We start from the raw sequence: 13,686 nt of genomic DNA on the forward strand, positions 1-13,686 counted from the left end.
ACGAAGGTTTACGAAGTGACTGTGGCTTGGGACGGGGTGAGCGTTCCCAACAAACTGTACCGGCTCTGGACAGCGAGGGAGATGTTGCCTGGGTCAAGTTCATCAGCGCGCTGGTAGGCGGAAATGGCATTTTCGTAATCATCCATTCTGCGGTACACGTTGCCAAGGCGGTTCCAGGCGATGGCTTTGTCTTTTTCAGAGGTGAACAGCTCGATCGACCGCTGGTAAAGGAGGATGGCTTCGGCGAAACGGTCCTTCTGAACATACGCCAGGGCAAGATTGCTGTAGGGCCAGGCGAACTGCCGATCCAATTCGATGGATTTTGCATATGCCAGGACTGCATCTTCAATCGCGCCATTGTTGTAATAGACATTGCCCAGTTCGTTCCACACCTTCGCGTTGTTGATGTCCACTTCCATTTGAACATCGCCGGATGAATCGATGATGGTAACGGGATCCGCAGTGGCAGACGGGGATTTCTGGTTGTCCTGGTCATCCTCTGAAATCGAGAGTCCGTTTTCAGCGAGCAGATATTCCTCGTATGCCTTTTCGCGCGACTCCGTTGCTTCGGCATTCACTACAGAGTCTTTTTCGGCTTCCATGCTCAAGGTTTCGGGGATTTCAAGCGGTTCTTCCTCCGCCTCGTCAGATCCATCGGGATCCGCTGATTCGGCTTCGGGGGTAACTTCCACCTCGGTCGAATCCAGGACCGGTTCATCTTGAGCCTGTTCCTGCAATTCCACTTCGAGTGCCTCGATGTTCGGTTCTTCCTCAATTTCGGTGATCATCGGGTCCAACTCGAGCACGGGATCTGTAGATTCACTCACTTCCGAGTCTTGTTCGGGAGCAAGGGCTTCTTCAGTCTGCTGATCAACAACCGGGGCAGCCTGAACCGATTCAATAAGAATCTCTTCAGCGGGCTGGGCGGCTTCGACCATCAAAGGCAGGGTGTCTTCTTCGACAGCAGGCTCCTGACTTGGAACGGGGATATCTTCGAGCAAAAGCGGCTGGTTATCCTCGCCCGTCAAAGATCTGGAATCTGCTTCAGCGACGGGTTCCGCGCCCGAAGCGGGAATGTCTTCGAGCAGAAGCGGCTCGTTGGTCAGAGTCGCTGTCCCGACAACGGGGAAGGCGTCTGTATTGGTTTCGGTGACATCCGGGTACTGTGAGCCGACCTCGATCGTTGCGGCTTCATCCACGGGCGCTTCCGCAGCCGTTTGAGCGGACGCATCGGACGGAATATCATTTGCAGCATCCGGCATGATCGTGACCAATTCCATGCCATCGGGAACGGACGGAATCAGGTCGTTTGCTGGCATGGGAGCAGCAGCTGAATCGCTCTCGCCGACAGCTTCCATCCCCGAAGGAGCCTGCACGCAACCGGTATCGAGGCTGTCCGCATTTCGGAACGCATCGAGCGCAAGTTCGTATTGCTGGGTTTTCCGATACAACGTTCCAAGCCGGTTCCATGCCAGGGCTTTCGCGTCGTCATCCGGCAGGAGAGTGATCCCGCGCTGGAAGTTTTCGATTGCGTTCTCGTAATCGCCCATCATCATGTAAACGGTGCCGAGATTGCTGTACGCCCAGCCCAGGTCGGGATTCAATGCGATGGCGTTCTTGAAGGACTGGAGAGCCTCCTCGAGTTCGTTCGCCTCCATTTGCAGGTTCCCAAGCTCGATCCAGTTCTGCACATTGGCGGGATCCATCTCGAGGGATTTCTTGTACGCATCGATCTTCTCACGACTTTGATCCCGCTTGTCGAACACGTTCCCCAAGCGGATCCAGGGCGTGATGAAGCGATTATTGAACTCGATCGACTTTTCCTGGTAGGAAATCACTGCGCTGAAGATCTTGTTCAATTCTTCCCAAAACTCATAACTAGTCATCTTAACCTCCGTTGGTTAATTTACTCTGCCAAGCAGTTGCTCAGCAGGCTAAAACGAGCACGCGTCACAAGATTCACGCCCTCGTCATTTAAAACGACCGCTCTCTGGAAACATTCGATCGCCTTGTCATAATTGTTCAGTTTCCGGTAGGCATTGCCCATCAGGTTCATCGCCACGGCTTTTTCCTTGTTGTTCTTGAAATGATCGAGGCTCCTGGCATAAGGCGCAATCGCCTCCGCATACTTTCCCGAGAATGAAAGCGCCTTTCCGATGTTGAGGTGGATCCATCCATCGGATGGGTCGAGTTCGGCGGCTTTATTCAATGAAGTCAACGCCTCATTAAATGAACTGTTTTCGAGGAATGCCAGCCCAAGCTCCTTCCAAAACGCGGGGCTGGTCGAGGACTCGCCGATTTGGCAGGCTCCCATGCGATCCTGAATGCCGGATCTATCAGGGTCAAGTTCGGCTGCTTTGCGGAAACAGACTGCCGCCTTTTCGTAGTCGCCGACAGCCCGGTACGAATTTCCCAGGCCGTTGTAGACAACAGCCCTTTCTGTATTGGTTTTGAGCAATTGCGCGCTTTTGTTATACAGAAGGATCGCTTCAGAGAACCGGCCCTGCATCAGGCTGATCAGTCCCATGTTTGCGTACGGCATTCCAAAGGCAGGGTCTTTTTGGACCGCCTTGTTGTAGGAGATGATGGCTTCGCCGTAATTGCCTTTTCGAAAATGCTCGTTTCCGATCTCGTTCCAGGCGGGGGCGTCCACTTTGGATTCCGATCCGCTTTTTTCCATGGGGAGTTCATATTCGTTCATGTTTGTTTGCGCATCTGGCTGCATATCGACTCCTTTGATGGTTTCTCTTGCACCTGCCTCCGGGGCGGTACTTTCTCTTACCTTTAACCACGCCGGGGGTTCAACAACATTCAGTCTGAGTTCAAATCCCGGGGTGGTCTCTTCCGCTGTTTTCTGTTCAATCAGCTGAGGAGGGGCAATTACGAGATCTGATTCGGTTTTGGAAACCGTCACTGCTGTTGCGGCTTCAATCTCATGCGGCTGATTCCCGCGATTCTTTAAGTCGGCATTCTTGTATGCCTGAACCGCAAGATCATATTTGTTGACACGCCTGTATAGCTCACCCAATTCGTTCCAAATTTCCGCCCGTTCTTCCTCGTTATTAAGAAAATCCAGGCTTTTGGTCAGGAGAGTAATGGCCTCCTCAACCCGATCCAATTTTGCGAATAGGACCCCGAGGTTGTTGTAGGACCTTCCAAAGGTGCGGTCAACGCGGATCGCATTGCGGAAGGATTTTTCAGCGGAGGCTAGGTCGCCGGTATTGAGCTGAGCCATCCCAAGCTGATTCCAAGCCCTGCAATCCCGTTCATTGATGGACAGGATGCGCTGGTACGCTTTTATGGCGTCACGGTAGCGTTCCTGTTTGAGAAAGATCTTTGCCAATCCATTCCAGGGCTCGGCATAACTCCTGCTTATGTTTATGGACCTTTCGTATGCGGCAATCGCATCCTCCATGCGACCCATGATCGAATAGACATCACCCAACCCATTCCAGGGCTGCGCAAAGGTCGAGGTGAATTGAATGGACTTCCGATAGGATGTGATGGCGTCATCATAATAGCCGATGGCCTGGTACACGTTTCCAAGCCCATTCCAGGCAATGGAATCCTCCGGATTGCATTCGACTGCCTTCGAGAATGTCACGATCGCCTCGTCATTCCTGCCGATCTTTGCGCAAAGGTTGCCGAGGTTGTTCCAGGCAAAGATCTGGTTGGGCAGCAGCCGGATCGCCTGTTTGTAGGAATCGATGGCATGGTCGACCTTGCCCATGCCCGTATAAACAAAGGCGCGCGCATTGAGGCATTCCGCTTCAAGCCATTTATTATCCAACTTCACCGATAATTCGATGGCCTCTTCAAGCAGGGATTCCGCTTTTTCATACTCGCCCTTGCGCCAGTGAAGGATGCCAAGGGTCAAAAGCATGTTTGCCCGGATCGAGCTCGACTCCCCGCCGGCAGGCAGATCGGTCAGCAAAGATTCGCGGTAGGAAATCTTCTCGTCGGCGTCATCGATCTGGTCGTCATACTCCCCCGTCCCCTGCCAGATCGATTCGAGGGTTTGTGTGAGAATATGGTTCCGGCGGGGCGATTCAGTGAATTCGACGACCTGGGCGCGGAGACCCCAGAAATCCGGAGCAAGCCGCGCGAGTTTGATGATCTCATTCTGGGTCAGCCAGAAGATAATTCTTATATTGTTCTCGATGAAAAACTCGCGCAGCCCATTCAAATTACTGAAGAACGCAGACTGCGTCCCCGGGACCAGATGAGAGCCGCCCACGATAAAAATCGAGCCGGCCTTATCGTCAAAGCCATCCAGGATCTGGACGATATTATTGTGACTGTCCGATATTGGCAGCGGGATCGTTTTTTGCCCAAGATCGAAGAAGTGGTTATCGAGATCGGACTGTACATCCTGGCGCACGAATTCCGAACCGTAGATTGCGAACAGGATGCATGGCCGCCGCCAACGGATCGACAACTCCATCTCGCGGAGAATGCCTTCGATTCTGTCATCCAATCCTTCTGGAAGAAGGACTTCAGGATCGAATTCGTTAATCATGGACAAGTTTCCTCAAAACGGGATGGATATCACACCAGTTTTCGCCGTTGCGATACTCCAGAATCGCAAGTAACTGTAATAACGGGCGCATTTGTTCGCTGTACTCAAGCTTCTTATTCCGATAGATCTCTTTGAGTAACTTGACATCCCCCTTGTCCAGGATGCGCCGATATTCGTTCCGGATCTCGATGACCGCCCATTCAACATCCTCTGCGGCGATCCGTGCCGCATGCCTGCGGCGGGCACGCCCAATGGATGTCCGCATGATGCGCGCCATTTCGCGGAAGACACCGCCGCTGTATGTGATCGCAAGATCCAATGCCTCGGGCTCGCAAAGATCGGGCGACATACGCACGCTTACAAATCTCCTGAGGGTCTCGAAACCTTCACGATTCAAATCAAGTTCATTCATCCTGGTATGCAGGTTGATATTTGGCAGGAAAAGTGCCTGATCCCGAATCGAATCGAATTCCTTGCTGTAGAACAAAGCACTCGACACCGTGTAAACGATCGCGCAACTTGGCTGCATCATGATTTCGCGGCGGTCATGGAAGATCGCCCTCGCTCTTTCAAGTTCAGGTTTGTCCATGTCGTCGATCAGGATGAGGGGAATTAGTTTTTCCTGGGTATAGATCGCGGTAGTAATATGATTAATGATCGAAATAAGCCCGGTGATGTCATTCTCCACAACCTGCCTGAGCACGCCCCTCGTCGCGGGTTCCAATTTCATTTTGACTCCCGCGTTGGCGAAAAACGCGTCAATTGAGCCGTTTACCTCCACATCGGAAATGCGGCCTTCCAAAATCGTGACGATCTCCTTCTCGACCTTGCCCTTCCAGTTGTTCAATTCTTTAAGCAGCTGTCTGGGAAGTTCGCCGCCTTTTTTCGTATATTCCCTGAACAGGCGGCCGCCGATCGCCAAAAGGACATCCCTGAAATCGATATCGATGATGTCGGTCTCTTCGCGGATGCTGAAATTGATGGGCCAGTATTTTTTCCGCAATTGTTCATTGCTAAGGAGGTGTTGAAGTTCGGTGGATTTTCCGCATCCCCGGTGACCGGAAAAAAAGAATTTTGGCGGACGGTAAAAGGGGGATAAGAGCGAGTCGACCAGCTCGGCGATCGGATTCGCAGGACGATCGATATAGAAAGGATTGGGATTCCCATTCTTGTCCGGTTTAAGGGGCAGGTCCAACTCGAAGTTAAGCCATGCCCTGTCAAAATCAGTTGCAGTAATGTAATCGAGGTTGTTCATTCGTTTATTCCTATTCGCCAATGGAAAAATTATTGAATCAAATACACTGGTGAAATTTCAGCAAGCTCAAACAGGTGCGGGCATCGCAATGCCTTCCCGTATTGCAAACAGAGCCGCCTGGGTCCGATTGGTTACATTGAGCTTGCCGAGTATCGAACTTACATGTTTTGCAACCGTGCGCTCGTGAACAACTAGGGCAAGGGCGATCTCCTGGTTGCTTAATCCCCTTGCAATGTACTTCAGCGTTTCAATTTCGCGCCGCGTCAGTGAGATTTTCACACCCTCGGAGACAAGGTTGCGTTTCTCGAACTCATTGATCACCTTCATTGCAATCGAGGGATGGATGGACGCCTTCCCGGACGCAACGTCCCGCAGCGACTGAATTAATTGTGAGCGGGTTGCATCTTTGAGCATATACCCCAGGGCTCCCGCCTTGACCGCCTGATAGACCTTATCGCTTTCAGGAAATCCGGTCAGGACGAGGATGCGGACATCCGGATGAGCAGATAGCAAGCCGGGTATCGTCGACAATCCGTCCTGTTGCGGCATGACCATGTCGAGAATGACCACATCCGGTTTGTGCTTTTTTACCAGGGGGACGGCTTGAATCCCATTTTCAGCTTCGGCTACGACTTCCATATCCGACTGAACAGAGATGATCGCCGCCAGTCCTTCGCGGACAACGGTCTGGTCCTCGACCAGCATGACTTGAATTTTCTTATGGCAATGATGGGGTTGATTGGATTTCATTTTTCACCTTGTTAGCGTTATCGAAGTGTGATCTCAAGATTGGCAAACCGGGATGAATTGCTTTCGACATCCATGATCAAGGATTCCTGCTTTTTCCAGCTTTCGACAGACCAAATCTCAAAAAAGTCGCCCTGCCCCACAATACAGACTTCCGGCCCGTTCCCGATCAGCTTGAACAATGACTCCGGCATTTGAAAATAACCATCTTTTTCCATTTGGACATTATGCGCGCTGCCCATGATCAATCTCAGCAGCAACCTTGCCAGGGGATCCGTGATGTTGAGTGATGCCGCTTTTTGGAACACCTCGGAGAAAGCGTTTTTTTCCAGACATAAAAGGTTTTTCTCGAAGCCTTGAATCAGGTAAAACTCCCTGGACCTATTCTTGATAAACCCCTTGGGGAGTTTCAATTTGTTATTTGATTCCAATTTGCAAACATGTTTTCCGAGAAACAAAGCTGCTCTCCGATTTGAATTTATTTTTCTTATATGCGGTGCATTATAAAGATCCGACCATTTTTAACCAATCGTGGAAATACGAAAACCATGTTGTTCTTTATTGACCATGTTTGCGGTGGAAGACGGAAATAAATGACCGGTCATTTTGCGCCCCCGATATCGCCCATAATTTTGCTAGGTCCGTGATGTCTGTCATAGGCGTTTTATGACATTTATGGAGATGCCAGACTGAGCACGGAACGACCGCCTGACATGATCGCCCATTCCATGAATCAAAAGAACCGGCTTGGGACAGCCGGTTCTTTTGATCAATAAGAAAACACGCCTTTATTTTTTCTTTTTCATAGTTCCCCCGTCCGACAAGCCCTCTCGAATGGCGTACAAAGCAGCCTGAGTTCGATTGGCCAGTTGTAATTTTTCCAATATCGAGCTTACATGCTTTGCCACGGTGCGTTCATGCACAACAAGCGCCTCGGCGATATCCTGATTGTTATAACCCCGGGCGATCAGTTTGAGGGTTTCAAGTTCCCTGGGCGTCAACGGCTGGGATGTGTAAAAAAATTCAGACGGATGATTGATCTCATTGATGACTTTCAATGCAATTGCGGGTTGGATGGCGCCCTTGCCGTCCGCTACTTCATGAATAGCCTCCAGTAATTGCGCACGGGTGGCATCCTTCAGCAGGAACCCGACCGCGCCCGATTTGATCGCCTGATATACACGATCGCTTTCCGCAAAGCTTGTCAAAACAATGATCTGAATATTCTGAGAAATGGCTTTCAACAGGGGAATCGTCGTTAACCCGTCCTGGCGCGGCATGACGAGGTCCAAAAGAACGACGTCCGGTTTCTTTTCCTTTGCAAGAATGACGGCCTCCGCGCCATCCTTGCAGTCTGCAACAACATGGATGTCGGGCTGCAGGGAAAGTATCGTGACGATCCCCTCCCGGACAACACTTTCATCGTCCACAACCATCACTCGTATCTTCTTCATTGAATCATCTCCGGAGACCACCCGATTGCATTGCTCTTTGGTATTGTAACCGTTACGGCGGTGCCGCTACCCGGGGTGGAGGAAATCTTGAAAATGCCATTGATCTTTTGCGTGCGCTCTTTCATACTTTCCAGGCCCAAGCCTGACCGGTCGATCTCATTAAGATCAAAACCTCTTCCATCATCCGTGATCTTCAGGATGATATTCTTCTTGGATTGTTTGTAGGTGACCATCACGCTGGCGGCGCGGGCATGCCGAAGGATGTTGTTCAGAGCCTCCTGCGCTATGTAATACAAGGCAATTTCGATATCAGGCATGAGTTTTATTTTTTCATCTGCGATAAGACCCGCTTTGATGTCCGCCCTTCCTTCGACGGCAGCGAGGCGGTGATGAAGCGCGGAGATAAAGCCCTCCTTCTCAATTTCGACCGGATGCATCTGATGCAAGAACAGCCTCATTTCCTTTACAGCCTGACGGGCGTTTTCGCCTATTTTCGAAAGAATCTTTTCAGGCTCGAACCTTCCGCCGGTCTCGATGATCGCCTGTGCGGCTTCGGTCAGGGTTACCAGACCGTAAAGTTTCTGGCTGACGGAATCGTGAAGATCGCGCATCAGGCGCTGTCGTTCGGTCAATGCGATCGCCAATTTCCGCCTGCGTTCATTATCCACCAGATTCGCAATATGGTCCGCAAGGGTGCCGAGCTGCAATAATTCGCTATTGTTGTAGCATGGCTTTTCCTTCCTGATGAGGAACATGCAGCCAATATTTTGAGCGTCTCCCCCCTGCCCGATCTTGAGGGGCAGTACCAACACTGCTACAAAGGATTCCTCCCGGAGGGCAGGCGGCAACCTTTTTTCATGCGCTGGGTCTTCGATCTGAAACGGCTCTCCGGAGTCAAAGACAGTATTGATGATCTCAAATGCGCCACTGCCAGACTGGATCACCGGCATCATGTCGGCGGGCAGACCGAAGACAGAGACAGGTTGGTAAATCTCGTATGAACCGCCGATACCTTTTTCGACCTTATCCCCCAGGTAGACAGCGGCAGCCTGGGTGCGGAAGGTAAAGATCAGCTGGTAGATGACACCATCCAAAAACTCGGCAACAGATGCAGACTGACTCGCCTCGCCGGATACTGCATTTAACAGCACGAACATTGCATCCCTTGTCTTTTGTCTAACATTTTCGACCAGTTTTTTATTCGTTATTTCGCGCCAGAGGAGAAGCTGCTCGGGTCCGTTTGCTGATTCGGAAATCGAACTCACCTGGACACTGTAGTATTTGTTTTCTTCACGCCTTTTTATGCTCTTTTGTATCTCAAAGCTGGACGGTTGATCCATAGAAGATCGATTTAAAGGAATCCCAAGGTCGAACTTTGTGAGGGGCAAATCCAGGATCGAATCCCTAGTGCCGCCAAGTACCCCTGCCGCGCTTTCATTGATGTCGATAATATGATTCTTCTGGTCGATGACCATCCAGCCATCATGCATACTTTCCACAACGGCCCCACGATTCACCCTGTTCGAAGATGTCCAGCCAAAGACCGCCCATAAAATAAAATAACTGGAAAACACTTCGTATCTGAACAATACATCCACTGAAATGAACCAATCGGGGAATCTCCCCGATACCGATGAAAATATGGAAAAAAGCGATACGGCCAGTGCGTGGATAAGCGACCAGCGAAAGAGGAGCATCGAGAACCCGGATGCCTTAAAACCCTTTCTGAGCAAGAAAATAGCGATGACGATCAAGACGAACAAGTAGGCAAGCACGACCAGGGACCAAACCCCAGATACGTAAGACCCATTTGCACTTATGACCTCTGAATAATGAAAATCGACCCCGGGAAGGTCGAAAATATATATCAGCATCGAAATGATCGGAATCACCATGAGCAAAGCAAGGGTAGACCAAAATTTCCCCTTCCCCTCGAATCCGATAGCCAGGCTTGCCATGAACTTACAAGAAATAACCAAGGAAAAACAGAAAAATAGAAGCAGTCCGGTCGTGTGAACGGGCCTGCTGGTGACGGGCTGCCAGGCAGTCACGCCCGCCCAATAGGCGATAAGAATAAAGTAAGCCGCCAGGACAAGGCGTTCCTTTAAATCCCTGTTTCGGGAAAGGACAAAGATCGACAGGCAGAACGCGGCAATCAAATAGATAAGAAGGAAACTCTCACTGGCAAGAACATTTTCCAATCCCTTCATTTTTTCAAACCTTTCAATACATCCTCCGGATTTTCAGGATAGGCAGCGACCCAAAGACCCGGATTAAAAAATTGATTTTGCTTCGAACCAAAGATCGACGGCGCAACTTTCTCCATCGCAGCGAGGGCGGATAGTGAAGCGGAATCGGCAGGCTTGATATGTTTCCCATGAGCCGGGAGGAATCCTTCCGGCTGGAAATCTCCCAACCGGTTTGCGGGAAACCTGCCGGATTTTATCTGGCAAAGACCCTGCGCCTCCCCGAACAAAGAATCTCCACATCTCTCCAATTCCATTCCGAACCACGAAACAGCGTCTTCGATCCTTCCGGCCACCAGAAGCAGAAAGCCATAAAGCAGCGAAGAAGAAACCTCGTGGCCAGAAGCCTGCACTCCCTGGCTTGCCAGTTCAAGCCCTTCCCTTTTCCTTCCGGTGCAAACGTACAGGTCACCAAGGTTCGACAAAACAATGGGCGCCCTTCCCGCTTTTTCACCCAGGTCGGACAATACATTCTCCGCCTCCCTGTACATCCCGTTGGCATACAAGTTTGCAGACATGCCGATCCACAGATTCACATATTCCGTACCAACAACAGCCCGGCCGTCATACAGGTCCAGCCCTTCTCTTGCTAAATCGAAGGATCTGTTTCGTTCGCCAATGGACCAGTACAACTTTGTCAACCTGCTTAGCGAAACGAGGAGCTGTTCCTTTTGCTTTTTCGAGCCCGATTCGTATAAGGGGAGTTCAGCGGAAATGGCTTTCTTCCTTGCATCGATGTCCAAAGGCACGTCCCCGTCCCACCACCACAGCATGAGGTGAGGACAAATGGAACGATTCGAAATCGATCTCGAATCGTTGAAAATGATCACCCTGTGCCGGAATGACCAAAAATCGGGGGCAAAGCCCGGGAAGCAGGAAGCTTCCCTTGACGTCAGCCAAAAAACCATCTTCACTCTGCCTTCCACAAAGGTTTCCCTTTGCATGTTAAGGGCTTTGTAGGATATGGTCTCTTCCTCATCCAGCGGGTCCAGCAGGTTCGATGCAAAGCAGATCTTCGGTCCCAGAGCCTTGATCGTTGCAACCAGGCTGGTTTCGGGAACCTGGGCAAAGTTCAACTTCAGGGGTTCTTCAAACCCCATGGATGACAATTTCCTTTCCAGCAGCAATACCGCCCTGGTCTTCACCCAAAAATCATCGCAGACCGCAAATAAAATACTAGGTCTATCCCACCTGGAAGCACTCTCCAATTCATCAACAAGAGCCTTTACATTCGCATCAAAAGTTCTTTCGCCTTTGGTCATTTCTACCTGGGGTACCCGGCGAGAAAATAGACGATCTTCAGCGGGAAACGCAACAGCGCTTCAGAATCGAGGTCTGAAATATTCCTCACCCACAAGTCGAAAAACGATTCCAGGCTCAAAAGGGTGATCTTTGATTGTGGATTAGCATTTACAGTCTCATTCAATTCGTTGGCAAATCCCGCTGTGGAAACGATGACGCCGTGGCTGGATGGCGTGATGGCAGTGACAAAACTCTTGAGGTCCTTTTCCGTGATCGACCTTTCATCATGCCGGACCTGGACAAATATCCGTGTTTCCTTTGAGCCAAGCGGGTCCTTGTTCACAATTAGATCGATTTGCCCCCGATCCTTATCCGGCGGGGCGGTCCAGATGAGTTGAAATCCCATCGAGGTGAAAAGATCCGCCACCAGGTTTATGAACTCCCTGCGCTTAAGACCAAGCAGGAACGCTTCGATCTGCTCCCACGCCTTTTCCTCCGCCCTCTCGGCTTCTGCAATAATTCCGGGATTTGCCACCTTCGTATCTTCAAATTGGCGGATGGCGGCATCATAGAATTCCTGGGCAGATTTATGGGTAAGGCAGGCATTTCTGCCTTCCTCTGTAATGTGCCATCTGCCCTTGTTGCTTTTAACGAGCCATCCGGCCTTGACCAGCGGAATGGTTGCCAGCCGGAGGTAACGCTCGTACCTCGGCATATTCGACGGCGGCACATATTCCCTTTCATAATCTGTCAGATGGGTTAATTGAGGAATGAAGGCAATGATTTCGGATGCGGGCAGACCGCCAGGCTTGCTCCACAGAAGCTCCAAAACAGCCCTGATCAATTCGCCGACACGCTGAGTGGTGATTTTACTCAAATCCGATCTCTCTCATTTCAAGGATGACTCATCCGAATTCCAGCGGTTTGCGGCCGGAGAAACGCACGTTGATAAACCGCTTCAAAATATCGAACCAATACGACGCCCCCTGGGCACAAGCGAAGGCGGTGAGAAGGAACCCGGCTAATTTCACAGACAGCCATGACCAACCATTCGTAGCTGTTGAATACGTGCCCGGCATCAGGCATATTCGTCCCATTTTAATCCCAATTGGCTGATTTGCAGGGGGAATCCAGTGACATTCCCCGCCTGCCAGGGGGGCTGTATCGAACTTCCAACCAATGGGGAATTCGGAGAGGTCGCTCAGGATGGATTCAGGGCTTAAGTCAAGCGGGGAACCGGTTGATCCAGTTATTCTTGACTCCGCGATCGTTTGCAGCACCTGACGTAACGCAGCGTTTTTCCATGCATTTCCGGCAAATTCAAGACTGTCGAGATTGAAAAGGAGGGCACCACAAATCCCAATAAGAAAAGCAGCCCATTGGGTCTTTCGTTTGTAGTGGCCCGAGAGCCGGTCCATGGATGCGTTGTACCATTTTTCCAACTCGGATTTCAGATGATCGGTCAACGAAGGACCGTGCCCTCCGCCAGCAGGGACAGAGGCGGGCATAAGGCTCCCAAATAACGTCTTGAGTTTGGGCGAGATGGTGCCAATGACCATCATGCCTTCCACCAGATCGAGATCTCCGCCATCCCCGGCTGCCTCCACATGATGGAGGGATTTCAATTGTTCGAGACTTTTATCCCTTTGCAGATTGATATTTGTCAACGCAGCGGAAATGTCGTCAGCCAGCTCGGGGAATGTTTCCGCCAGGTTTTGCAAATTCCTTTCAGCGGTTGCAGCCACCAGATTGGTAAACGCTTCATTCGGTTTTTCTCCGATGGGCTCGTCGAGAGAGCAAAGGGCAAGGATCCTGTCGAAATCCGATGAGGCAGCAGACCGACGGCGCTTGTCCTTTATTACCGAAATCTTTGCTGACAGCCATTGAAGGTTGTAGCTCAGAAAGAACAATTCGTGATCGGCGGAGTGAAGAATATTGATTATGGCGGAAGAGAACTGGCTGGCGGGAATATATGACGGCATGCGGCGATTCTCCCCGCCGCCGACATGCAGCCCCTGGATGAGCGGATGCCGATAAAAGTAAAATGTCAAACCTTCACTGCCAAAGATCTTACGAATTCCCCCGTAAAGGTCCTTCGACCGCCATTGAAGAGAGGACGCCACCCATTCCAATGCCTGCATGGTCAGCCCGCTCAACAGGTACCAATACAGCAACAATGCAATTATGAGCTCAAAGACCGGCGTCATTGGGGTTCTCTAGTGC

The 13,686-nt window shown here is 50.9% G+C and carries 10 protein-coding genes; all 10 read right to left on the reverse strand.

The window, feature by feature from the left end:
* Positions 1-8: 8 nt before the first annotated feature.
* The 10 genes from HS100_17445 to HS100_17490 all read right to left on the reverse strand — a co-directional run bounded on the left by HS100_17445 (position 9) and on the right by HS100_17490 (position 13,670).
* Positions 9-1,886, reverse strand: coding sequence for a tetratricopeptide repeat protein (locus HS100_17445; protein MBE7435704.1), 1,878 nt, complete (start codon positions 1,884-1,886; stop codon positions 9-11).
* Positions 1,887-1,906: 20 nt separating this feature from the next.
* Positions 1,907-4,519: a tetratricopeptide repeat protein gene (locus tag HS100_17450; protein MBE7435705.1), complete on the reverse strand. Its 2,613-nt coding sequence runs from the start codon at positions 4,517-4,519 to the stop codon at positions 1,907-1,909.
* The gene (locus tag HS100_17455; protein ID MBE7435706.1) at positions 4,512-5,774 is read right to left on the reverse strand and encodes a hypothetical protein; all 1,263 of its coding nucleotides are present in this window, start codon (positions 5,772-5,774) and stop codon (positions 4,512-4,514) included. The genes HS100_17450 and HS100_17455 overlap by 8 nt, the downstream gene beginning before the upstream one ends.
* A 66-nt stretch (positions 5,775-5,840) precedes the next feature.
* On the reverse strand, positions 5,841-6,479 hold the full coding sequence (locus HS100_17460) for a response regulator transcription factor (GenBank protein MBE7435707.1): 639 nt from the start codon (positions 6,477-6,479) through the stop codon (positions 5,841-5,843).
* Positions 6,480-6,541: 62 nt separating this feature from the next.
* Positions 6,542-6,934, reverse strand: coding sequence for a hypothetical protein (locus HS100_17465; protein ID MBE7435708.1), 393 nt, complete (start codon positions 6,932-6,934; stop codon positions 6,542-6,544).
* Between the two features lie 375 nt (positions 6,935-7,309).
* Complete coding sequence (locus HS100_17470) at positions 7,310-7,957, reverse strand: response regulator transcription factor (GenBank protein ID MBE7435709.1); 648 nt, start codon at positions 7,955-7,957, stop codon at positions 7,310-7,312.
* Between the two features lie 14 nt (positions 7,958-7,971).
* The gene (locus tag HS100_17475) at positions 7,972-10,185 is read right to left on the reverse strand and encodes a GAF domain-containing protein (GenBank protein ID MBE7435710.1); all 2,214 of its coding nucleotides are present in this window, start codon (positions 10,183-10,185) and stop codon (positions 7,972-7,974) included.
* On the reverse strand, positions 10,182-11,321 hold the full coding sequence (locus tag HS100_17480; GenBank protein MBE7435711.1) for a tetratricopeptide repeat protein: 1,140 nt from the start codon (positions 11,319-11,321) through the stop codon (positions 10,182-10,184). The genes HS100_17475 and HS100_17480 overlap by 4 nt, the downstream gene beginning before the upstream one ends.
* A 164-nt stretch (positions 11,322-11,485) precedes the next feature.
* The gene (locus HS100_17485) at positions 11,486-12,340 is read right to left on the reverse strand and encodes an Mrr restriction system protein (GenBank protein ID MBE7435712.1); all 855 of its coding nucleotides are present in this window, start codon (positions 12,338-12,340) and stop codon (positions 11,486-11,488) included.
* 28 nt (positions 12,341-12,368) lie between these two features.
* Positions 12,369-13,670 carry a hypothetical protein gene (locus tag HS100_17490; GenBank protein ID MBE7435713.1) on the reverse strand — a complete coding sequence of 434 codons (1,302 nt, stop codon included), beginning with the start codon at positions 13,668-13,670 and terminating at the stop codon, positions 12,369-12,371.
* Between the last annotated feature and the right edge of the window lie 16 nt (positions 13,671-13,686).

The sequence above is a fragment of the Anaerolineales bacterium genome, assembly GCA_015075725.1.
Lineage (GTDB): Bacteria > Chloroflexota > Anaerolineae > Anaerolineales > Villigracilaceae > Villigracilis.

What these genes read in the sequence shown, in the direction of transcription:
- HS100_17445 (MBE7435704.1), bottom strand. Translation starts at nt 1,886, where the DNA reads ATGACTAGTTATGAGTTTTGGGAAGAATTGAACAAGATCTTCAGCGCA.
- HS100_17450 (MBE7435705.1), bottom strand. Translation starts at nt 4,519, where the DNA reads ATGATTAACGAATTCGATCCTGAAGTCCTTCTTCCAGAAGGATTGGAT.
- HS100_17455 (MBE7435706.1), bottom strand. Translation starts at nt 5,774, where the DNA reads ATGAACAACCTCGATTACATTACTGCAACTGATTTTGACAGGGCATGG.
- HS100_17460 (MBE7435707.1), bottom strand. Translation starts at nt 6,479, where the DNA reads ATGCTGGTCGAGGACCAGACCGTTGTCCGCGAAGGACTGGCGGCGATC.
- HS100_17470 (MBE7435709.1), bottom strand. Translation starts at nt 7,957, where the DNA reads ATGGTTGTGGACGATGAAAGTGTTGTCCGGGAGGGGATCGTCACGATA.
- HS100_17475 (MBE7435710.1), bottom strand. Translation starts at nt 10,185, where the DNA reads ATGAAGGGATTGGAAAATGTTCTTGCCAGTGAGAGTTTCCTTCTTATC.
- HS100_17480 (MBE7435711.1), bottom strand. Translation starts at nt 11,321, where the DNA reads ATGGGGTTTGAAGAACCCCTGAAGTTGAACTTTGCCCAGGTTCCCGAA.
- HS100_17490 (MBE7435713.1), bottom strand. Translation starts at nt 13,670, where the DNA reads ATGACGCCGGTCTTTGAGCTCATAATTGCATTGTTGCTGTATTGGTAC.